Source organism: Kitasatospora sp. NPDC059408, assembly GCF_042751525.1.
Lineage (GTDB): Bacteria > Actinomycetota > Actinomycetes > Streptomycetales > Streptomycetaceae > Kitasatospora.
Genome location: NZ_JBHYWI010000031.1, coordinates 42,179 through 62,450 on the forward strand (window position 1 = coordinate 42,179; position 20,272 = coordinate 62,450).

18 protein-coding genes are annotated in these 20,272 nt (G+C 73.6%); 13 read left to right on the forward strand and 5 right to left on the reverse strand.

The features are described 5' to 3' along the window. Positions 1 to 7: 7 nt before the first annotated feature. From ACFXDE_RS21610 to ACFXDE_RS21630, 5 genes are all read left to right on the forward strand, one after another. Positions 8 to 1,648, forward strand: a complete 1,641-nt coding sequence (locus ACFXDE_RS21610) for a phytoene desaturase family protein (protein ID WP_380496525.1) — start codon at positions 8 to 10, stop codon at positions 1,646 to 1,648. Between the two features lie 37 nt (positions 1,649 to 1,685). Continuing rightward, positions 1,686 to 2,744, forward strand: a complete 1,059-nt coding sequence (locus ACFXDE_RS21615) for an MDR family NADP-dependent oxidoreductase (protein WP_380496477.1) — start codon at positions 1,686 to 1,688, stop codon at positions 2,742 to 2,744. Between the two features lie 116 nt (positions 2,745 to 2,860). Further along, positions 2,861 to 4,162 carry a hypothetical protein gene (locus tag ACFXDE_RS21620; RefSeq protein WP_380496478.1) on the forward strand — a complete coding sequence of 434 codons (1,302 nt, stop codon included), beginning with the start codon at positions 2,861 to 2,863 and terminating at the stop codon, positions 4,160 to 4,162. Positions 4,163 to 4,186: 24 nt separating this feature from the next. Further along, the gene (locus tag ACFXDE_RS21625; protein ID WP_380496479.1) at positions 4,187 to 5,434 is read left to right on the forward strand and encodes an AAA family ATPase; all 1,248 of its coding nucleotides are present in this window, start codon (positions 4,187 to 4,189) and stop codon (positions 5,432 to 5,434) included. Next, positions 5,431 to 6,672: a VWA-like domain-containing protein gene (locus tag ACFXDE_RS21630; protein WP_380496480.1), complete on the forward strand. Its 1,242-nt coding sequence runs from the start codon at positions 5,431 to 5,433 to the stop codon at positions 6,670 to 6,672. The genes ACFXDE_RS21625 and ACFXDE_RS21630 overlap by 4 nt, the downstream gene beginning before the upstream one ends. Here the strand turns inward: ACFXDE_RS21630 and ACFXDE_RS21635 are convergent. After that, positions 6,618 to 7,184 carry a winged helix-turn-helix transcriptional regulator gene (locus ACFXDE_RS21635; protein ID WP_380496481.1) on the reverse strand — a complete coding sequence of 189 codons (567 nt, stop codon included), beginning with the start codon at positions 7,182 to 7,184 and terminating at the stop codon, positions 6,618 to 6,620. The genes ACFXDE_RS21630 and ACFXDE_RS21635 overlap by 55 nt on opposite strands. Before the next feature lie 195 nt (positions 7,185 to 7,379). Here ACFXDE_RS21635 and ACFXDE_RS21640 point away from each other — a divergent pair, with 195 nt between their 5' ends. Further along, a complete protein-coding gene (locus tag ACFXDE_RS21640) occupies positions 7,380 to 8,135 on the forward strand; it encodes a class I SAM-dependent methyltransferase (protein ID WP_380496482.1) in 756 nt (251 codons plus the stop codon). A gap of 64 nt (positions 8,136 to 8,199) precedes the next feature. On the opposite strand, the gene ACFXDE_RS21645 is transcribed toward ACFXDE_RS21640, so the two are convergent. Next, positions 8,200 to 8,784, reverse strand: a complete 585-nt coding sequence (locus ACFXDE_RS21645; RefSeq protein ID WP_380496483.1) for a class F sortase — start codon at positions 8,782 to 8,784, stop codon at positions 8,200 to 8,202. 83 nt (positions 8,785 to 8,867) lie between these two features. Continuing rightward, a complete protein-coding gene (locus ACFXDE_RS21650) occupies positions 8,868 to 10,481 on the reverse strand; it encodes an ADP-ribosyltransferase domain-containing protein (RefSeq protein WP_380496484.1) in 1,614 nt (537 codons plus the stop codon). A 228-nt stretch (positions 10,482 to 10,709) separates the two neighbouring features. Between ACFXDE_RS21650 and ACFXDE_RS21655 the strand changes: the two genes are divergently transcribed. The 7 genes from ACFXDE_RS21655 to ACFXDE_RS21685 all read left to right on the forward strand — a co-directional run bounded on the left by ACFXDE_RS21655 (position 10,710) and on the right by ACFXDE_RS21685 (position 18,224). After that, the gene (locus ACFXDE_RS21655) at positions 10,710 to 11,384 is read left to right on the forward strand and encodes a macro domain-containing protein (RefSeq protein WP_380436446.1); all 675 of its coding nucleotides are present in this window, start codon (positions 10,710 to 10,712) and stop codon (positions 11,382 to 11,384) included. A 222-nt stretch (positions 11,385 to 11,606) separates the two neighbouring features. Continuing rightward, positions 11,607 to 12,788 (forward strand): MFS transporter, encoded by a 1,182-nt coding sequence (locus ACFXDE_RS21660; RefSeq protein ID WP_380496485.1) that lies wholly within the window; start codon positions 11,607 to 11,609, stop codon positions 12,786 to 12,788. 37 nt (positions 12,789 to 12,825) lie between these two features. Continuing rightward, complete coding sequence (locus tag ACFXDE_RS21665; protein WP_380496527.1) at positions 12,826 to 13,968, forward strand: acyltransferase family protein; 1,143 nt, start codon at positions 12,826 to 12,828, stop codon at positions 13,966 to 13,968. Then, positions 13,965 to 15,200, forward strand: coding sequence for an acyltransferase family protein (locus ACFXDE_RS21670; protein WP_380496486.1), 1,236 nt, complete (start codon positions 13,965 to 13,967; stop codon positions 15,198 to 15,200). Before ACFXDE_RS21665 ends, ACFXDE_RS21670 begins: the two co-directional genes overlap by 4 nt. A gap of 197 nt (positions 15,201 to 15,397) precedes the next feature. Continuing rightward, on the forward strand, positions 15,398 to 16,240 hold the full coding sequence (locus ACFXDE_RS21675; protein ID WP_380496487.1) for a patatin-like phospholipase family protein: 843 nt from the start codon (positions 15,398 to 15,400) through the stop codon (positions 16,238 to 16,240). Then, positions 16,237 to 17,412 carry an acyltransferase family protein gene (locus ACFXDE_RS21680; protein WP_380496488.1) on the forward strand — a complete coding sequence of 392 codons (1,176 nt, stop codon included), beginning with the start codon at positions 16,237 to 16,239 and terminating at the stop codon, positions 17,410 to 17,412. The genes ACFXDE_RS21675 and ACFXDE_RS21680 overlap by 4 nt, the downstream gene beginning before the upstream one ends. Next, positions 17,409 to 18,224 carry an alpha/beta fold hydrolase gene (locus ACFXDE_RS21685; RefSeq protein WP_380496489.1) on the forward strand — a complete coding sequence of 272 codons (816 nt, stop codon included), beginning with the start codon at positions 17,409 to 17,411 and terminating at the stop codon, positions 18,222 to 18,224. The genes ACFXDE_RS21680 and ACFXDE_RS21685 overlap by 4 nt, the downstream gene beginning before the upstream one ends. 163 nt (positions 18,225 to 18,387) lie before the next feature. On the opposite strand, the gene ACFXDE_RS21690 is transcribed toward ACFXDE_RS21685, so the two are convergent. Both ACFXDE_RS21690 and ACFXDE_RS21695 read right to left on the reverse strand, forming a co-directional pair. Beyond that, positions 18,388 to 19,071 (reverse strand): response regulator, encoded by a 684-nt coding sequence (locus tag ACFXDE_RS21690; RefSeq protein WP_380496490.1) that lies wholly within the window; start codon positions 19,069 to 19,071, stop codon positions 18,388 to 18,390. Beyond that, entirely contained in the window at positions 19,068 to 20,264 is a 1,197-nt protein-coding gene (locus ACFXDE_RS21695; protein ID WP_380496491.1) for a sensor histidine kinase, read from the reverse strand. The genes ACFXDE_RS21690 and ACFXDE_RS21695 overlap by 4 nt, the downstream gene beginning before the upstream one ends. Positions 20,265 to 20,272: the final 8 nt, after the last annotated feature.

Here is a 20,272-nt window from a genome sequence, read left to right on the forward strand (position 1 = left end):
GCCGGACATGGTGATCGTCGGAGGCGGCCTCAGCGGCCTGTCCACCGGTTGCTACGGCCAGATGAACGGCTACCGCACCAAGGTGCTGGAGATGCACGAGATCCCCGGCGGCTGCTGCACCGGCTGGGAGCGCGGCGACTTCACGTTCGACCCCACCATCAGCTGGCTGCTCGGCAGCGGTCCGGGCAACGAGATGCACCAGATCTGGCTGGAGCTGGGTGCCCTCCAGGGCAAGCGGATGCGCAACTTCGACGCCTTCAACGTCGTGCGCGGGCGGGACGGCCGGGCGGTCTACTTCTACTCCGACCCGGACCGGCTGGAGGCGCACCTGCTCGGCCTCTCGCCGGCCGACGCCCGCCCGATCAGGCAGTTCTGCGGGGACCTGCGCCGGTTCCGCCGCTGCCTCACGCTCTACCCGTTCCTCAGCCCGGTCGGGCTGATGAGCCGCTGGGCGCGGTACCGGATGCTGGCGTCGTTCGTCCCGTACTTCAACCTCATCCGCCGCTCGCTCGGCGTCCTCATGACGGACTACTCGCAGCGCTTCCAGGACCCGTTGCTGCGCGAGGCGTTCAACTTCATCCTCTACGAGAAGCACCCCAACTTCCCGGTGCTGCCGTTCTACTTCCAGCTGGCCGCCCACGAGGGCCTGTCGGCCGGGGTGCCGGAGGGAGGTTCGCTCGGGCTGGCGCGCTCGATCGAGGACCGTTACAAGCGGCTCGGCGGCGAACTGCTGTGCAACACCAAGGTGGTGGAGATCCTCGTCGAGGACGACCGCGCGGTGGGGGTGCGGCTGAGCGACGGCACCGAGATCCCGGCGGACGTCGTGGTGTCGGCCTGCGACGGCCGGGCGACGGTGATGGACCTGCTCAAGGGCCGCTACCTGAACGACACGTACCGCCGCCTCTACACCGAGTGCATCGACCAGCGGGACCAGGTCTTCCCCGGCTACGTCGCCGTCTTCCTCGGCCTGCGCGAGCCGTTCCCGGTCGGCGACCCGTGCACGACGTACCTGCTCGACGAGGACCTCGCCGGGCGGCTCACCGGGATCCGGCACCCGAGCATCAACATCCAGTTCCGCAGCCGCCACTACCCGGAGCTCTCCCCGGCCGGCACCGGCGTCGTGTTCGCGAGCTACTTCAGCGACATCGCCCCCTGGCGGGCGCTGAGCACCGGCCCCGAGCAGGCCGCCCGGATCCGCCGCGGCGAGGAGCTGCACACCCTGCCGGTCGGGCGCGGCCGGGAGTACCAACGGGAGAAGCGGCGGGTGCGCGACGCCGTCATCGAGCTGCTCGAACGCCACCACCCCGGCATCCGGTCCGCGATCACCGTCAAGGACGTGTCGACCCCGCTGACCCAGCTGCGCTACACCGGCAACTACGACGGCTCGGTGCTCGGCTGGCAGCCCTTCGTGGAGAGCGGCGAGACCATGGAGGAGGAGATCAAGCGCAACGGCCCGGTGCTGCCCGGCCTGCGCGACTTCTACCTCTCCGGGGTGTGGGCCACCACCGGCGGGCTGATCCGGGCCGCCGCCTCCGGCCGGCACGTCATGCAGTTCATCTGCCACGACGAGGGCCGCCCGTTCACCGCTTCGGTGGACGACATCGCCCCGCCGCCCACCCATCTCGTCGACCGTGTGGGTCGGTTCTGAGTTCTTCGGTCGGTTCTGAGTTCTGAGGAGCACACCTGTGGTTCGGATCGAGAAGTGGATCGTCCGCGAGCACGTCGAGGGCGTACCGGACGTCGAGCGGACGTACGAGAAGGCGGTCGAGGACGTCGAGGTCCGGCTGGCCCCGGACGAGATGCTGTTCCGCACCCGGTACGTCTCGGTGGACCCGTACCTCCACGGGATCACCCTGGACACGCCGATCGGTGACCACGCGGGCGGCGACTCCGTCATGGAGGTGGTCGAGGCGGGGCCGCGGGCGCGGTTCGCCGTCGGCGACCTGGTGCACGGCTTCGGCGGCTGGCGCAGCCACGTCATCGGGACGGGCGCCGCGACGCCGTGGCAGACCGGGACGTTCCCGATGGTCTTCCCCGAGTACCGGCTGCTCGACCCCGCGCACTACGACGAGGCGCTGCCGCTGTCGACGGTGCTCGGCGTGCTGGGCGGCTCGGGCATGACGGCGTGGGCGACGGTGACGAAGTTCCTGGACGTCCGGCCCGGGGACACCGTCGTGGTCGGCGGCGCCTCCGGCTCGGTCGGCTCGCTGGTCGGCCAGCTGGCGCGGCTGCGCGGCGCCCGGGTGGTGGGCACGACCGGCTCGCCCGCCAAGGTGGCCCGGCTGAGCGGGCTCGGCTTCGACGCGGTCGTGCTGTACCGCGACGGGGACGACCCCGAGCGGCTGCGCGAGGACCTGGCCAAGGCGGCGCCGGCCGGCGTCGACCGGTACTTCGACAACCTCGGCGGGACGCTGACCGACGTCGTGTTCACGATGCTGAACATCGACAGCCGGGTCGCGGTGTGCTGGCAGTGGGCCAGCCAGGTCGGCGGGGACTGGACCGGGCCGCGGCTGCTGCCGATGATCATGTTCCCGCGGACGACGATCCGCGGCATCTTCGCGCCGGAGTGGTTCACCGACGAGAACTGGGCGGGCCTGCGGGAGGAGGTGGGCGGCCTGGTGCGCCGGGGCGAGATCGCCTACGAGCAGACCGTGCACCGCGGCTTCGACAGCATCCCGGCCGCCTACCGGAGCCTGTACACGGACCGGGCGGCCAGCCGGGGCAAGGTGCTCGTCGAGCTGTGAACGGGTCTTCCCGGGGAAGGCGTTGGCGGATCGGCGGCCGTGCGGCTATGCTCCCCGGCGATGACGACTCACTCCTCTCTCAGGATGGAGGTCCCGTCCGCGCAAGGTGAGTGCTGATGGCCACTCACTCCGCGAACCGGGATCCCCGTCTCCTCCGCTGGCTGCGCGTGCGCGAGTTCGCCGTGCCGCCCACCATGATCGAGTCCGCGACCGCCCGCCGCCGCACCGGCGACTGGGCCGGGGCGTGCGCCGCCGCGCGGCTCGACGTCGACCTCGACCTCAAGACCGCCGCCCGTACCCACGGCCGTGCGTTCGTCGAGCAACTCCGCGCCGACCTTCGTAGGCTGGCGCCCGACCTGCTGCGCTGGCACCTGCCCAGGACCGCTCCGGACGGGCTGCTGCGGGCCGGCCTGACCGTCCCGCTCGCCCGGTACGCCGGCACCGGGCGCGACGGGCGGAGCCCCGTGCACCTGGTGGTCCGCACCCCGCCCGCGTGGGCGGACGGCGGCCAGCGGATCAGCCTCGCGCTGTGGTCCGACGGCGCGGACGCGGGCGCGCATCCGCATCCGCGGCCGAGCCGCCGCTACCGGCTCGACCTGCACCGGCACCTCTGGGACGCCGACCGCGCAGACGAGTTGGGCGCGCGCGGCGGCGACGGCGCGGCGCAGCCGGTGCAACCGGCCGTGCCGCCGGGCCTGCCGTGCGCCGTCGACCGCTGGGCGGCGGAGGCGGGCGTCCTGCTGGCGGCCGACGGGCTGCCCGCGGGCCCGGTCGCCGTCCGGCTCGGGGGCCGCCACCGGCTCGTCCTCGGCGTCGACGGCACGCCCACGCCCGGCGTGACGGACGGGCTGCCCGTGCTGCCCGACGCGGCGACGTGGATCCCGCCGGACGTGGAACTGCTGCGCGCCGGGCTCATCGAGCCCGACCGGCTGCACCCGCTGGTGGCCGCCGCCCTCGTGGCCGGTCACGTCCCGGCGGCCCGGATGCGGCCCCCCGACGGGCCGCGGTTCGTCGACTGCCGGGGCTCCCGGCACCGGATCGGGCTGGTGGACGGGGTGTTGGCCGCGCTCGACCACGACCCCGAGGAGCTCCGCCGCGAGGAGCTGCTCGTCGGCCTCGGTGGCCCGCCCCTGCCGTGCCTGCGGGCGATCGACCTCACCCACAGGAGCCCGGCCGGGCTCGACGGCGTCCGTGAACTCCTGGACCACGGCGACACCGCCGGGGCCCTCGCCGTCGTCGAGGAACTGCTCGGCCCGGCCGCCGTGCTGCGCGACGGACCGCTGCGGGACGAACTGGAGGCCGCGGCGCAGCGCCGGATCGCGTACGGCCTCTACCGCGCCGGCCTGACCGGCGGTCACTGCCCGCCCAGGCCCCGTCCCCTCCACTCCTGGTGCTCGCGGCACAGCCGCTGCTACTGATCCTCCGTCAAAAAGGTGATCCCCATGGCTCTTTCCGTCCTGCCCGAAAACTCCGAACTCACCGTCGCCGCCGACCTGTTGGCGCTCCTCGCCGACACCGCCACCGAAATCCGCCCGGACGACCAGCTGGAGGCCCTGACCCTCGCCGTGGCCGCCGACCTCCCCGTGCTCCTCTGGGGCGAGCCCGGCATCGGCAAGACCGCCGCCCTCACCCAGCTCGCCACCTCCCTCGACCTCCCGCTCACCACCGTGATCGCCAGCGTCCACGAGCCCTCCGACTTCTCCGGACTGCCGATCGTCGGTGACGACCCCGCCGAGCAGGGCGTCCCGCTGGCCCCGCCGGACTGGGCGGTGCGCCTCGTCCGGGCCGGGCGCGGGCTGCTGTTCCTCGACGAGCTGTCCACCGCGCCGCCCGCCGTCCAGGCCGCGCTGCTCCGGCTGGTCCTGGAGCGCCGCATCGGCGCCCTCCAACTCCCGCCCGGTGTGCGGATCGTGGCCGCCGCCAACCCGCGCTCCTCGGCCGCCGACGGCTGGGAGCTGAGCCCACCGCTCGCCAACCGCTTCGTCCACCTCCAGTGGGTCCACGACCACGAGGTCGTCGTCCGCGGCCTCGGCGGCACCTGGCCGCGCGCCACCCTGCCGAGTCTCGACCGGGCCGCCCTCCCCGAGGCGGTGGCCTTCGCCCGGCGCGCCGTCTGCGGGCTGCTCGCCGCCCGTCCCAAGCTCGTCCACCAGCTGCCGAGCAGCGAGGCCCGCCGCGGCGGCGCCTGGCCGTCCCCGCGCAGCTGGGACATGGCGCTGCGCCTGATCGCCTTCGCCACGGCCGCCGGCTCCTCGCGGGACGTCCTGTCACTGCTCGTGCGCGGCACCGTCGGGGACGGCCCCGGGCTCGAACTCCTCGCGAGCATCGACCGGATGGACCTGCCGGACCCGGAGGACCTCCTCGCCGACCCGGCCGCCGCCGTCCTGCCCGAGCGCGGCGACCTGCGCCAGGCCGTCCTCGACGGTGTCGTGGCCGCCGTCCGCAACCGGGCGACGCGCGAACGCTGGGACGCGGCCTGGGCGTTGCTCGTCCGTGCGATGGAGACCGGCGCCCCGGACGTCGTGGTCGTCCCCGCCACCACGCTCGCCTCGCTGCGCCGCGACGACTGGGACGTGCCGGCCGCGATCGACCGGCTCGCCGGGGCGGTGACGCTGTCCCGGCGCGCGGACGCGGCGGCGGGCCGGGTGGCGGACCGGGTGGCGGCGCTCGCGGGCAAGGGCGGCCGGTGACGGCGACGGTGAGCGCGGCCGCCCTCGGCCTCGACGTCGACAAGCTCTTCGCCGCCCGCCTGATGGCCGCCCGGGCCCGCCCCTACCTGGCGACGGCGCTGTTCGCCCTGCACGTGGCGGAGTCGCGGGACGTGCCCACGATGGCCGTCGACGCCCACTGGCGCTGCTACGTCTCCCCGGGCTTCGTCTCCCGGACACCGGTCGAGGACCTCGCCGGGGTGTGGGTGCACGAGGTGTCGCACCTCCTGCGCGACCACCACGGGCGCAGCGCGCGCTACGCGAAGCGGCACGGGCTGACCGGTCCGGCGGAGCAGCTGCGGATGAACATCGCGGCCGACTGCGAGATCAACGACGACGTCTACGGCGACGGCCTCGTGTGCCCCGAGGGAGCCGTCGTCCCGGCCGACCTGGAGCTGCCGGCGGGTGAACTGATGGAGGACTACCTCGGGCGGTTCCGGCTCGGGCAGCTCACCGAGCACCTGGCCTGGCTCGACTGCGGCAGCGGCGCCGACGGCCGGCCGCGCCCGTGGGACCTGGGCCCGGACGGTGCCCACGGGCTCAGCCGGCAGGAGCGGGACGCGGTGCGCTTCCGGGTGGCCGAGGGCATCGCGGGCCGGCCGGGGAACGCCCCGGAGGGCTGGCGGCGGTGGGCCGAGGAGGCGTTCCACCCGCCGCAGCCGTGGCGGGAGCTGCTCGGTGCGGCGGTCCGTTCGGCGGCCTCGGGCGGCGGTGTGGGCCAGGACTACTCGTACGGCCGCCCGGCCCGGCGCTCGGTGAGCCTGCCCGGGATCGTCCTGCCGAGCCTGCGCCGCCGTCCGCCCCGGGTGGCGGTGGTGGTGGACACCTCGGGGTCGGTCAGCGACGCCGAACTGGGCAGCGCCCTGCTGGAGGTCGCGGCGATCGCCCGCGCGGTCGGCGGTCGGCGGGACCTGGTGACGGTGCTCTCCTGCGACGCGGCCGTGGGGACGGTGCACCCGCTGTGCAAGGCCGAGGGCATCCCGCTGATCGGCGGGGGCGGCACGGACATGCGGGAGGGGTTCACGGCGGCGCTGCGCACGCGGCCCGACGTCATCGTGGCGCTGACGGACGGCCAGACGCCGTGGCCGTCGGCCAAGCCGCCGTGCCGGACGGTCGTCGGGCTGTTCCCCCGGGGCACCCCGAGGTGGGCGGAGAAGGACCCCGGCTACGAGCCCCCGCCCGGGCCTCCGGCCTGGGCGCGGGTGGTGACGATCGGGTGAGCCGCGTCGTCCCGGCCGCGGGCGGCGAGCAGCGGACCGAGGGCGCGGGTGCCCGGACCGGTCCGGCCGCCGGGGCCGGGGAGCGCGGTGGTGTTGGCGGCGGTGACCGGTCCGCCGCAGTTCCCGCAGGCCATGACGGGGGTGGCGGCGTGGCCGCAGTCCAGGTGGCGGACGCGGGCCGGCGGTCCCGCCTCGCCCGCGTACCAGCGGTCGCCCCAGTTCATCAGGGCGAGCAGGACGGCGTGCAGGTCGGCGCCCTTCTCGGTGGCGCGGTAGTGCTCGCGCGGCGGGTGGTCCTGGTAGCGCTCGCGGACGAGCACGCCCTCGTCGACCAGCCGGGCGAGCCGGGCGGCCAGGGTCTTGCGGGAGATGCCCAGATCGTGCGCCAGGTCGTCGAAGCGGCCGATGCCTGCGAGGACGTCCCGCATGATCAGGGCCGTCCAGGCGTCGCCGAACAGGTCGGTGGCGCGCGCGATCGAGCAGGCGACGTCGGCGAGCGAGGTGCGGGTCATGGCGGCCAGCCTAGACCGGTCCCCGGGTTCCCTGAGGGAACCTGTCCCTGTTAGGTTTCCTCAGGGAACGCAACATTGACTCCGGGTCAGGACACCGGCTCCAGGGCCGGACCCCGACTCCGGGGCAGGACCAGGCCTCCATCCGGGGGCCGGGTCCGGCACCGGGCCCGGACCCGAGCAGCTGGGAGCACCGGCATGGGCACCACCCCGCACATCGAGCTCGACTCGGCGCACCCCGGTGCCATCGACGGCCGGCACATCCGCGCCCTCGCCTTCCAGGCCGTCCGCACGGCGTACCTCGCCGAGGTCGCCCCGGACGGCGGCGGGCGTCCGGCCCTGGTCGTCGGCGGCGGTCGCGGCCTGCCCGCCGCCGCGCTCGCCCGCCTCGGCTACCGGGTCACCGCCGTCGACCCGTCCCCGGTGGCCACCGCGGCGGCGCGGGCCGCCCACGCGCGGGACGGGCTGGCGATCGCCGACGAGACCGCGACCGCCGAGGAACTGCCGTTTTCCGACGGGGAGTTCGACCTCGTCTACGTCGCGGACACCTTCGAGGTCACCACCGACCTCGACCGCGTCCTCGGGCACGCCGCCCGTGTCCTGCGCCCCGGCGGCACCCTCGTCTACGACACCGTGAACCGGACGCCGGTCGCGCGGCTGGTCTACCTCGGCGCGTTCCAGGCCCTCCCGATGACCCGCATCATGCCCCCGGGCCGCTACGCCGCCGACCGGCTGCGCACCCCGGCCGAACTGACCGCGGCCCTGGCCCGCCACGGCCTGCGCAACCAGGACGTCCGGGAGTTCAAGCCGCGCGACCCGCGCGCGCTCGTCCGGGCGATCCGTGCCCGCAGGGCCGGGCGGATCACCGACGACGAGATCCCGCCGCTGGTCGACTTCGTCCTCGCGGCGGGCGCCCGGCCGTTGGTCACCTACCTCGGACACGCGCGGAGGTGAGCGCCGCCCGGTCGTGCGCGGCCCGGTCGTGCGCGGCCGTGGTGAGGCCGTCGCCCCGGCGGTGTCAGTCCGTCTCGGCCAGGTGGGCGTAGATGACGACGTCGCCGTGGGCGCCGGTGGCGTCGCCGTCGCAGGTGACCAGCCGCAGTTGGGCGTCGGCCGCCGCGGCGTAGGCGCGGTCGTCCGGGAAGCCGGCCTTCGTGTCGGCCTGGACGGCGTCGACCGCGAACCGGGCGGTGTGCCGGTCCGCGCGGGTGATGTCGATCAGGTCGCCCCGGTGCAGCGTGCCCAGCCGCCGGAACACCGCGGGGCCCTGACGGGTGTCGACGTGCCCGAGCACGACGGCCGTGCCGACCTGGCCGGGGGAGACGCCGTCGTGGTACCAGCCGGCCAGGTTCCGGTCGGTCTCGGACGGCGGCTCCAGGCGCCCCCGGCCGTCGAGCCCGACCCCCGCGACCGGCGCGTCCACGCCGATCCGGGGGATCCGGATCCGCGTCGGCGCGGCCGGGCCGAGCCCCTCGGGAGCGGGCCGGTCCGCGGCCGCCGGGGCCCGCTCCGTGGCGTCCGTCGCTGGCCCGCACGCCGCCAGCCCGCCGCCGACGGCGAGTACGAGCACCCACCGGCCGGCTGCCCGTCGCCCCTGGTTCATGATCCGCATCCGGACAGACAACCGCGCCGACCGTCCCGCCGCACGGCGACGCGCCCATGACCGCGATCGGCTCGCGCTCCGGCTCAGGACACCAGCGGTTCCTCCTCCACCTCCGTCAGGCGGACGGTGCACAGGCCGCCGCGCTCGGCCTTCACCTCCGTCACCTTCAGCTGCGTGCCCGGCAGGAGGATGAACTCCTCCTCTCCCGTGAACGACGAGAAGTCGCGGATGCCCACCGCCCGGGCCGGAACCACCTCGAAGAGCGTCCGCTTCCCGCGGCTGCCGAGGAACGACCGCGCCACGCCGAGCTCGGAGGTGCACGAGGAGACGCCCCACCACGTCACCGTACGTCCGAGAGGGTACTGGGCGCGGAGGTCCAGCGGCACCCCGCGCCACAGCGGCGCGGTGCGCGCCGGCAGCCCGGACACCGCCGCGAACAGCAGGCGCAGGTAGGGGAGGTACGGCACGACCTTCGCACGGTCGGGGGAGCGCAGGACGGCGTTGATCTCGCGGTAGAACGCCGACTCGCACGTGTAGAGGTACAGCGCGGCGATCGCGTCGGCGGAGAGCCCCCGGCCCGCGTCGGCGTCCGCCCGCCGCTTGCCGAACTCGTGCGAGCGCTCGACGTGCCCGCCCAGGCCGCGCAGCAGTTCGGCGACCGGGCCGACGGCGTCCCGGAAGTCCATCAGGGGCGTGTCGAACACCCCGGTGATCGCCGGGAGTTCGAGGCCCTCGTCCTTCACGCTCGCGAGGCGTTCGAGGTACAGCTGGTGCAGTTCCATCGTGGAGGCGATGAACGCGCCCATGCGCTCGGCGACGCCGTCGTCCGCCTGGCCGGCCTCGGCCGCCTGCTGGTTCCAGCCCTTGCTCGGCAGCCAGTCGACCTCGTCGAGGCCGAGCGAGGCGAGGGCGGCGTTCACCGTGCCGAAGTGCTCGTCGTCGCAGAAGATGTCGCCCTGCGCGGCCGGGTTGGCGTGGTCGATGTGCCGGACCTCGACACCGGGGTACTTCTTCTCCAGCCGCTGCACGACCCGCTTCAGGCTGCGCGCGTGCGCGCCCCACCACGCGAAGACGACGGCGCGGTCCTCCTCGGCGGCCTGCTGCTTCGCGCTGAGGATCTCCTCGACGATCCGCTCCGCCACCGGCCGCCAGAACGCGGTGTGCCGGTCGGGGCCCGCCCCGCCGCTGCTGCTCGCCGTCAGGGCCGCGTTGAGCAGCAGCACGCCCTGGGTGAGCATCGCCTGGAACCACTCCGGCGGCTGGACGGTGTCCCGCTCCTTCAGCAGCGCGCGTATGTCGGCGATCGGCGTCTTCTTGGGGATGCCGTACTTCCACATCGCCGCGGCCTTGATGATGCAGCGGATGCTGACGACCCGGCCGAACTGGCTGTCCTTCCAGTCGTGGAAGGTGTTGTCGAACATCGCGATGCCGGTGGCGCTCTCCGGCCGGGGGTACGGGTTCTGGCCGAAGACCACGACCTTCCACTTGTGCGGCGCGTTGGGCTTGAGCGCCTGGAAGGTCAGCTCGCGGACCGGCACGACCTCGGGGGCGCGGTTCGGGCCGATGAAGGAGGCCGCGTCCGGCTGCGCCTCGATGACCGGCTTGAGCAGCGGCAGCCAGGGCTCGCCGCCGCCCTTGAACAGGTCGGCGAGGGCGAGCGGGTCGTTCGGGTCGGGCTGGGCGGTGGCTTCGCTCATGGCGGCACAACTCCTGGGTTCTCACGCGGTGCTGACGTCGGGAAGTCGCTGCCGACAGTACGAGGACCCACCGACAACGGCGCCGGCCGGGTTTGTCAGTGCGGCGCGCTAGCTTCGAGTCCGTTGGAAGAACGCGACGACGAAGCCGTCGACGAACGCGATGACGAACGCGATGACGAACGCGATGACCAACGAGATGACGAACACGATCCCGATCGGAGCACGCCCATGGACCGCACGCAGCCGCCGCTCAGGGTGGTACTGACCGACCTCAACTCGACCGTGGTGCGGGCGTGGCGGGCCGCCTTCGCCGACACGCCCGGGGTCGAGATCCGCACCGGCTCGATCCTCGACGAGAAGGTCGACGCCTGGGTCAGCCCCACCAACTCCCGCGGCCGGATGGACGGCGGCACCGACGCCGCCGTCAAGCGCCACCTCGGCGCCGGCATCCAGCTGCGCGTCCAGCGCGCGATACGCACCGGCTTCGCCGGTCACCTCCCGGTGGGCGCCGCGGTGTGCGTGCCGTCCGGGGCGGAGCACCCGAAGTTCCTGATCTCCGCCCCGACGATGGAGGAGTCCTCGCAGAACGTCAGCGAGACGCTCAACGTGGCCCTCGCGTGCGCCGCCGCGTTCCAGGCGGTCCACCAGCAGAACCGCAAGGCCCCCGGCAGCATCCGCTCCGTCGCCCTGGTGGGCATGGGCGCGCAGACCGGGCGCGTCCCCGCCCGGGTGTGCGCCAACCTGATGTGGACGGGCCACACCCTCTTCCACGACCACGACTTCGAGGACTACGCGGACCTGCGCACCACGGTCCTCGCCCAACTCGACGACATCGAGAACGCCCCGGTCGACCAGCCCGTCCGCCTCACCCCACCGCCGGCCACCAGGCGCCGCACCCGCTGACGCTCCTCCCCGCCCACCGGCCATCCGGCGCATCGCGCCCGGTGGCCTTTTTCATGCCCGTTTCCATGTCCGCTTCCATGCCCGCCGAACGCGCCGCATGCCGTCAGCTGACTGGACGGTGCGTATTCACTGCAAGCTTGGCGCCGCCTCCGCAGGAATCTGTCTTGTATATTGGCAGCTCGGTTTCTATAGTCTCCTCATGGCTCCTGAGAGGACTCCCACGTGACCCGCAGAACCGTTCCGCTGGTGGCAGGCATCTGCTGCATCGGCACCTCCGAGCTGCTGCCCGGCGGGATGCTGTCCCAGGTCGGGGCTGCGTTGCGCGTCGACGTGACGACGGCGGGGCTGCTCGTGACCGTCTACGCCGCGACCGTCGCGATCGCCGGGCCCGTCGTCGCCGTGCTCACGGCGGGGGTCTCGAAGGTGCGGCTGGCCACCTGGCTGCTCGCGGTGTTCGCCCTCGGCAACGTCGTCATCGCGACCGCCGCCGACTTCTCCCTGGTGCTGCTGGGGCGGGTGGTGACCGCGAGCGTCCATGGCGCGTACCTCGCCACCGCGATCGTGCTGACGCAGCGCCTGCTACCGGTGGACCGCTCCAGCAAGGCCGTCACGGCCATCCAGTTCGGGGTGAACCTGGCCACCGTGCTCGGCATCCCGGCCGGGGCCGCGCTGGCCCAGATCGGCGGCTGGCGCACACCGTTCGCGGTGATCTCGGTGGTCGCCGCGGTCGCCACGTGGGGCGTGCACAAGGCGACCGCCCACCTGGACATCGGCACTCCGGAGCCGGACGCCCGGCAGGAGATCTCGGCGCTGCTGAACCTCGACGTCGCGCTGACCGTCGGCGCCACCGCGCTGTTCTCGGCGGCGATGTTCACGATCATCACCTACTTCGAGCCGAGCGCCGTCGCGGCCGGCTACGCCGAGGCGGCCGTCCCCGTGCTGCTGGTGGCCTACGGAGTCGCGAGCATCTTCGGCAACTCGATCGGCGGCCGGCTCGCGGGCCGGGGCCGCGGGCCGGCGCTGCTCACGGCGGCCGCGTTCATCGCCGGCTGCGCGGCCTTCCAGCCGCTCCAGCGCAGCACCCTCACCTTCCCCATCGGCGGGGTGCTCTTCGCCCTCGCCACCTTCTCGCTCATCCCGATCCTGCAGAGCGACGTCCTGGACCTCGCCGCGGCCGCCCCGAGCCTGTCCCTGGCGACCAACATGTCGGCCTTCGGCGTCGGCGCGGCCCTGGGCTCGTTCGCCGGCGGCCGGGTCATCATCCACTTCCACGACGTGCACGACGTACCACTGGCCGCCGTCGGCCTCGCCGTGGGCGGCTTCGTCCTCTACGGGCTGCGGCACGTGCGACCGGCCCCTTCCCCAGTCGACCGCATCAAGGAGGCGTCCCATTTCCAGGCCTAGCCACGACCACCGCGCCCCGCTGCCGTCCCTGACGGGTCTGCGCTTCATAGCGGCCGCGCCCGTCTTCTTCTTCCACCTCTCGCTCACGTTCATCCCGATGAACCCGTTCAGAGACCAGAACTGGGCCGAGACCTACAAAACGATCTTCTGGAAGGCCGGCTGGGTCGGCGTGTCCTTCTTCTTCGTCCTCAGCGGGTTCCTGCTGATGTGGCGGAGCTCCGACAGCCGCGGCTACCTGCACTTCTTCCGCAAGCGCGTGGTCAAGCTGTTCCCGTCCCACGTCGTGACCTGGGCGCTCGCCATGGTCCTGTTCGCGGGGGCGGCCGCCACCAGCCCCTGGGACTACCTGCCGAACCTGTTCCTCGTGAACTCCTGGTTCCCGGTCCACAACATCTTCCTCGCCGTCAACGTCCCCAGCTGGTCGCTCTGCTGCGAGCTGATGTTCTACGCGCTGTTCCCGCTGATCGCGCCGCTGGTGCGCCGCATACCCCGCGAGCGGCTGACGCTCGCCCTGGCCGGCTGCGTCGCCTGGACCTTCCTGATCGCCGCCGTCGCCACCGTGCTGCCGAACTCGCCGCACACCGACGGCATGCCGATCTCCACCGTCCAGTTCTGGTTCGGCTACAACTTCCCGCTGCCCCGGCTCGCCGAGTTCCTCTCCGGCATGCTGCTGGCCCGCGTGATCGCCGAGGGCCGGCTGCCGGTGATCCGGCCGGCCGTCGCGTGGGGCGCGCTGCTCGTCGGCTACGTCGTCGCCGAAGTGGTGCCGTTCACCTTCTCGTTCATCCCGTTCACGTTCGTGCCGCTGCTGCTGATCGTCGCCTCCGCCGTCCGCCGCGACCTCGACGGGCACCGCACCTGGACGGCCACGCGCACGATGGTGTGGCTGGGCGAGGTGTCGTTCGGCTTCTACATGACGCAGCACGTGCTGATGTACACGCTGCGCACCAAGATCCAGCACGGCGCCCACTACGCGCCGCTGCCCGCGATCGCCCTGATCCTCGGCACCTTCGCGGCGACGATCCTCGCGGGCTGGCTGCTGTACCGGCTGGTCGAGCTGCCGACCATGAAGTACTGGGCCACGGCCCGGCCGAAGGCCGTGGTCCCGACGGAGCCCGCGCCCGCGGCACCGGCCGTGCCGGCGCAGCGGGCCGAGGCCGAGGCGGGGGTGTCCTCGTGAGCACCGCCCGGCCGGTCGGTGCCGCCCAGCCGGTCGGCACGGGCCGCGGCGGCAACCTGCCGGGACTGTCGCTGGCCCGGCTGCCCGCCTCCTTCTTCATCCTCACCTCGCACGTCGTCGGCGTCGGCCTCTTCGCCGACCAGGTGCTCCAGTCGCACGTGTACGGGGCCCTGAGCAAGGTCGGCTACACGTCGGTGTCGTTCTTCATCGTGCTCAGCGGCTTCGTGCTGACCTGGACCTCGCGCGGCACGTCGCTGGACTGGCGGCGGTTCATGTCCCGGCGCGTGGTCAAGGTGATCCCCGTCCACCTGGTCGCCTGGGTGATCTGCGCGGCCCTCTTCGCCGCGACGGCGTTCCCGCTCGGCACCGTCCTGGCCAACCTGTTCCTCGTGCAGGCGTGGGTGCCGGACCACACCGTGTACTTCGCGGTGAACAACCCGGCCTGGACGCTGTCCGTGGAGATCTGCTTCTACCTGGTCTTCCCGTTCCTGTACCGGGGGCTGGTCCAGCGCTCCACCAAGGCCCTGCGCATCCTGACGGTCGTGCTCACCGCGGTGGTCGTCGCGCTGCCGTTCGTCCTGTCGCTGCTCCCCGACGGCGCCACGTTCCAGAGCCCCGGGATGAACTACCACGGCGTGCCCGAGGACATCTCGGAGTGGAAGTTCTGGCTGGTCTACGTCTGCCCGGCCGCGCGCATGGTCGAGTCCGTCCTCGGCATGCTGATCGCCCTGCTGCTCAAGCGCGGCGCCTGGCCCCGGATCCCGCGCTGGGCCGCCCTGGTGGTCCTGGCACCGGAGGTCTACGTGGCGACGGAGCACGCGCACTTCATCTTCGCCACCAGCGCGGTCAGCATCACCGGCATCGTGCTGCTGATCGGCGCCGTCGGCGCCGGCGACCTGCGCCGCCCGGCGGACCGGCCCGCGCCCGCGGTCGCCCGCTTCGGCCGCTTCACCTTCGGTGTCTACATGTACCAGTGGCCGCTGCTGTGGATGTGGTACCTGCACCGCTCGGGCCACGGCTACAGCGGGGTCGAGGCGCCGATCGTGTACGCCGGGATCGTGGCGCTGACCATCGCCGCCACCTACCTGTCGTACCAGCTCGTCGAGAAACCCCTCGACCAGCGTTGGCGCCGCCGCAACGCGAGCCCGCGCCAGGCCCCCACCGGCGTGCCCGCCCCCACCGGCGTCCCCACGGACACCGCGGCGCCCGCCGAACCCGTGCACGCGCGCTGAGCGCCGTGCCCGCGACCGTCCCGCCATCCCCCGGCCGGGACGAGGCCGGCCACCGGACCCGCCCCGAGGGCACGGTGGCCGGCCCCCACAGCCCCTACCGCCCCCACGACCCCCACGGCCCCCACGGCCCCCACCGTCCCCACATTCCCCACCACCACATCGCACCGGGCACCACCCGCACCAACAGGAGGAAGTTCATGTCGCAGGAATCGACCGCCGTGGTCCTCGGCGGCGGCGGACTCGCCGGCATCGGCTGGACCATCGGCGTCCTGGCCGCGCTGGAGGAGGCCGGGGCGCTCCGGCTCGACGCCGTCGGCCACGTGGTCGGCACGTCGGCCGGCGCCGCCGTCGCCGCCGCCGTGCTGCACTCCGGCGCCGCCGCCGAGTTCGACCGCACGGTCCGCAAGTCCCGCCGCAACGCCGAACTCGCCCCGGCCGTCTCCCTCGCCGAGATCCTGCCGGACGTCCTCGCCGTCCACGGCGCCGACGAGTCCCTGGCCGTCAAGACCGAGCGGCTCGCCGCGCTGTCCCGCGAGCGCTCCGGCACCGACCCGGCCCGCCGCCGCGCGGCCATCGCCGGCCGCCTCCAGCGGGACGCCTGGCCCGAGGCCCGGCTCTCGGTCACCGCCGTGCGCGCCGACGGCGAGCCCGCCGTCTTCACCGCGGACTCGGGCGTCGGCCTGGTGGACGCGCTCACCGCCAGCTGCGCCGTGCCGGGCCTGTGGCCGGTGGCCACGATCGACGGCGCGGACTACGTCGACGGCGGCACCTACTCCCTCACCAACGCCGAACTCGCCGCCCACGCCGACCGCGTGCTCGTCCTGCGCCCGCAGCCCGAGCTGCCCGGCTACGTGACGCCGGAGCGCCGGAAGGTGCTGGACCGGGCCGTCGTCCTGGAGCCGTCCGAGCGCGCGCGGGCCGGCTTCGGCGCCGACCCGTTCGACCCCGACGTGCGCGGCGTGGCCGCCGTGCTCGGGTACGAGGACGGTCTCGCGGCGGTGGCGGCGGTGTCGGCCCTGACCTCCCCGGCCGGGGAATGAGCACGGTGAACAGCGCCGGCAGACTGGCGCCGGCGGCGGTCCCCGCACCCAGCGGGCCGCCGCCGGCGGCGGCCGGGCGGCGCACCCCCCGCCTCGACTCGCTGACCGGACTGCGCTTCTTCGCCGCGCTGTCGGTCTTCGTGTGCCACTCCTCGTACCTGGCGCTGCCGACCTTCGCCGACCACCACACCAACGTCGTCTTCCACGAGGTCTCCAACCAGTTCGGCGGCCTCGGCGTGGCGTTCTTCTTCGTCCTGAGCGGTTTCGTGCTCACCTGGTCGTCCCGCACGGGCGACCGCCTCGGGGCCTTCTACCGCCGCCGGTTCGTCAAGATCCTGCCGCTGTACTACGCGGCCGGCGCGGCGGCGGTGGCGGTGTTCTGGGGCACCGGCACGCAACTCTCCGACGTGCTGCGCTACGCGACGCTCACCCAGGTGTGGGTGCCGAACCCGAAGCACAACTTCACCGTCCTGCCCCCGGGCTGGTCGCTCGCGGTGGAGGCGGTGTTCTACCTGGTGTTCCCGTTCGTGATCGCCCGGTTCCGCACCGTCCGCTCCGGCACCTCCTGGGCCGGGCTGGCCGTGTGCGTGGCCGGCGCCGTCCTGATGCCGGTCCTCGCGTACACGCTGCCGTCGGGGAACATCAAGCTGATCAGCGAGCCGAGCGTGACGGGCTTCCAGCTGTGGTTCGCCTACGTGTTCCCGCTGGGGCGTCTCTTCGACTTCTTCGCGGGCATGTTCGCCGCCCAGCTGGTGGCCTCCGGCCGCTTCCCGCGGATCAGCCTGCCGTGGGTGCTGGTGTCGTTCGTCCCGGCCTACGCCGTCGCCACCTACAGCCCGGTGCTGTTCGGCTGGCGGGCGCCGCTGATCGTCCCGTGCGTGCTGCTCATCGTGGCGGCCGCCCAGCGGGACGTCGCCGGCCGCCCGGGCGTCCTGGCCTCCCGGCCCCTGCTGGCGCTCGGCAACGCGTCGTTCGCGTTCTACCTGTGCCACTACCTGGTGCTCTACACGCTGAACATCAAGGTGCTGCACGGGCCGTTCGGCCCGGGGGCGATGGTCGCCGTCTACCTGGCGTCGGCGCTGGCCGTCTCCCTCGTGATCGCCGGACTGCTGTACCGGTACGTGGAGATGCCGCTCGTGCGGCGGTTCGGCAAGCGGAAGGGAGCGAGGTGACGGACCTCCAGTCGCCGGTGTCGAGCGCGCTGCTCGGCACCGGCCGCACCGAGTACCTGAGCGCCGGGACGGGCGCCGGGCTCGCCCTCGCCCACGGGGCGGGCGGCGACGTCGAGTTGAACTTCGGGCCGCTGATCCGGCGCCTCGCCGGGCGCCGGCACCTCGTCGGCACCCGTTACCCGGGCACCGGCGCGTCGGACCCGTCCGGCGACCTCGACGTGTTCGCGCTGGCGGACTCCCTGGTCGCCGCCCTGGTCCGCGAGGGCCACGAGCGGTTCCCGGTGGTCGGCTCGTCCTTCGGCAGCGCCGTCGCCCTCGCCACCGCGCTGCGCCACCCGGAGAGGGTCACCGGCCTGGTGCTCACGGTCGGCTTCAGCGAGCCGGACGCGCAGCTGCGCACGGTCGCCGCGGTGTGGGAGGCCCTGGCCGCGGCCGGGGACCCGTCCGTGCTGGGCGCCTACCTGATCGGCCTGCTGACGCACCCCCGGCTCCTCGCGGAGCTCGGCGCGGAGGAGCACGGCGCACAGGCCGCCGCCGTCGGGGCGGGGCTGCCCGCGGGCGGGCTGCTCCAGATCACCGCCGCCACCCGGGTCGACCTGACCGGCCGCCTGGGCGAGATCGCCGTGCCCACGCTCGTCGTCGTCGCGGGCGCCGACCGCGTCGTCCTCCCGGCCACCAGCCGGCTGCTGGGGGAGCGGATCCCGGGGGCGACGGTCGTCGAGTACCCGGGCGCGGGCCACGCCTTCACCGAGGACGAGGGCCGGCTGTGGGCGCGGGACGTCGAGCGCTTCCTCGACGAACACGCCGTCTGACCGGCCCGGTCGCCTCGCACCCCCGTTTGCTGTTGGTTGTTCCGGTGCCGCTTCGGTGCTCGCCGAAGCGGCACCGGGAGCCTTTCAGCCGGCTCGCCCGCCGTGCAGGTCAGGGTTCGTTCCGCGGCCCGCGGCCGAGCGTGACCGGCCCGGTCACGGGCCCCTACCGTCTACGCGGCACGAGTCCGGTTTCGAAGGCGATGATCGCCAGGTGGACGCGGTCCCGGGCCACGAGCTTGGCGAACAGACGCGCGACATGGGTCTTCGCGGTCGCCGCGCTGATCACCAGCCGCTCGGCTATCTCGGTGTTCGACAGTCCCTGTCCGACCAGTGCCAGCACCTCGCGCTCCCGGTCGGTGATCCCCGCGATGGGACTCGGGTCCGGGGCGGGCCCGGCGTCCGGTTCGGGGGCCGCGGGGCCGGACGTTGCGGCGAAGTCCGCGATCAGCCGTCGGGTCACGCTCGGCGCGATCAGCGCGTCGCCCGCGGCCACCACGCGGATCGCTTCCAGGATCGCGTCCAGGGCCATGCTCTTGAGCAGGAATCCACTGGCCCCGGCGCGCAGTGCGCCGTAGACGTACTCGTCGTCGTCGAAGGTCGTCAGCACCAGGACCTTGGGCGGGTCCGGCTCGGCGGTCGCCTGCCGGGTCGCCTCGATCCCGTCCATGCCCGGCATCCGGATGTCCATCACCACGACGTCCGGCCGCAGTTCACGCACCAGGCGCACCGCCTCACGGCCGTCGCCGGCCTCGCCGACCACCTCCAGGTCGTCGGTGTCGCCGATCAGGATCCCGAGCCCGACCAGCATCAGCGGCTGGTCGTCGACCAGCAGCACCCGCACGCTCATACCGGGAGCCTCGCCGTCACCCGGAACCCGCCCTCCGGACGCCGGCCGGCGCTGAACTGGCCGGACAGCAACGTCACCCGCTCGCGCATGCCGAGCAGGCCGAAGCCGCTCTCTCCGGCCGCGGAGAGCCTCGGCCGGCCGGGCCCGCCGCGAGCGTCGTCCCCGTCGTCCACCACCTCGATCGTCACCCCTTCCGGCTCGTAACCGACCGCGACCCGGCACGTCCGCGCCCTGGAATGCCGCACCACGTTCGTCACCGACTCCTGGATGATCCGGAACGCCGACAGTTCGATCTCCGGCGGCAGTGGACGCCGCTCGCCCCGCCAGGTCACCTGAACCCGCACCCCGGCGCCGGCCGTGCGTTCGGCGAGCTGCGGGACGTCGGCCAGGCTGCCGGCCGGCGCCAGCGGAGCGGACTGCGGCATGGCGTCGTCGGGCTCGGCGCGGCGGAGCGCCCCGAGCATGCGCTGCAGCTCCAGCAGCGTCTCCCGGCCGGTGGTCTCGATGCCGGCCAGCGCCTGCCGCGTCTGCTCGGGCTTGGTCTCCACGACCCGCGCCGCCGCTCCCGACAGCACCGTGATGATCCCGATGCTGTGCGCGACGCTGTCGTGCAGCTCGCGGGCGATCCGCAGCCGCTCGGCCATGACGACGCGGGCCGCGGTCTGCTCCTGCAGGGCTTCGAGGTACTCACGGCGTTTGCGGTACACCCCGCCGAAGACCCACGCGACCGCGAACCACAACGCGAACCCCCCGGCCCACTGGGACGCGTCGCCGACGGACTGCTCGCGGCCGTGGAGGTCGTTGAAGAACGCGGCCGCGACGCTCGCGACGGAGCCGACGGCGGCAGCCTTCGGTCGCCGGACGGCGAGGTACCCGCCCAGGCCGACGAGCATGACGAACACGATCGAGGGCCGCGCGCCGAAGGCGTCGCCGAGGACCGCTTCGCCCAGGACCGCCGTGAAGACCGCCGCCGGCAGATGGCGCACGAGCAGGACCGGCAGGGCGAGCAGGAGCCAGAGACCGATCTTCTGGAAGCCCCCGAGGTCGGGGAACCGGAACAGGCCGTGCTCAGGGGCCGGCATCGTCAAGGGGAGCATCAGCGCATACAAGCCGGCGGTGGCCAGCACCACGGCCTGTGACATCAGCCAGGTCACGCGCTTCGATGTCGAGAGACGCTGGAGAAGCTCTTCCATACGGAGAT

What these genes read in the sequence shown, in the direction of transcription:
- ACFXDE_RS21625 (WP_380496479.1), top strand. Translation starts at nt 4,187, where the DNA reads ATGGCTCTTTCCGTCCTGCCCGAAAACTCCGAACTCACCGTCGCCGCC.
- ACFXDE_RS21695 (WP_380496491.1), bottom strand. Translation starts at nt 20,264, where the DNA reads ATGGAAGAGCTTCTCCAGCGTCTCTCGACATCGAAGCGCGTGACCTGG.
- ACFXDE_RS21650 (WP_380496484.1), bottom strand. Translation starts at nt 10,481, where the DNA reads ATGAGCGAAGCCACCGCCCAGCCCGACCCGAACGACCCGCTCGCCCTC.
- ACFXDE_RS21680 (WP_380496488.1), top strand. Translation starts at nt 16,237, where the DNA reads ATGAGCACGGTGAACAGCGCCGGCAGACTGGCGCCGGCGGCGGTCCCC.
- ACFXDE_RS21620 (WP_380496478.1), top strand. Translation starts at nt 2,861, where the DNA reads ATGGCCACTCACTCCGCGAACCGGGATCCCCGTCTCCTCCGCTGGCTG.
- ACFXDE_RS21610 (WP_380496525.1), top strand. Translation starts at nt 8, where the DNA reads ATGGTGATCGTCGGAGGCGGCCTCAGCGGCCTGTCCACCGGTTGCTAC.
- ACFXDE_RS21645 (WP_380496483.1), bottom strand. Translation starts at nt 8,784, where the DNA reads ATGAACCAGGGGCGACGGGCAGCCGGCCGGTGGGTGCTCGTACTCGCC.
- ACFXDE_RS21655 (WP_380436446.1), top strand. Translation starts at nt 10,710, where the DNA reads ATGGACCGCACGCAGCCGCCGCTCAGGGTGGTACTGACCGACCTCAAC.
- ACFXDE_RS21675 (WP_380496487.1), top strand. Translation starts at nt 15,398, where the DNA reads ATGTCGCAGGAATCGACCGCCGTGGTCCTCGGCGGCGGCGGACTCGCC.
- ACFXDE_RS21635 (WP_380496481.1), bottom strand. Translation starts at nt 7,184, where the DNA reads ATGACCCGCACCTCGCTCGCCGACGTCGCCTGCTCGATCGCGCGCGCC.
- ACFXDE_RS21640 (WP_380496482.1), top strand. Translation starts at nt 7,380, where the DNA reads ATGGGCACCACCCCGCACATCGAGCTCGACTCGGCGCACCCCGGTGCC.
- ACFXDE_RS21690 (WP_380496490.1), bottom strand. Translation starts at nt 19,071, where the DNA reads ATGAGCGTGCGGGTGCTGCTGGTCGACGACCAGCCGCTGATGCTGGTC.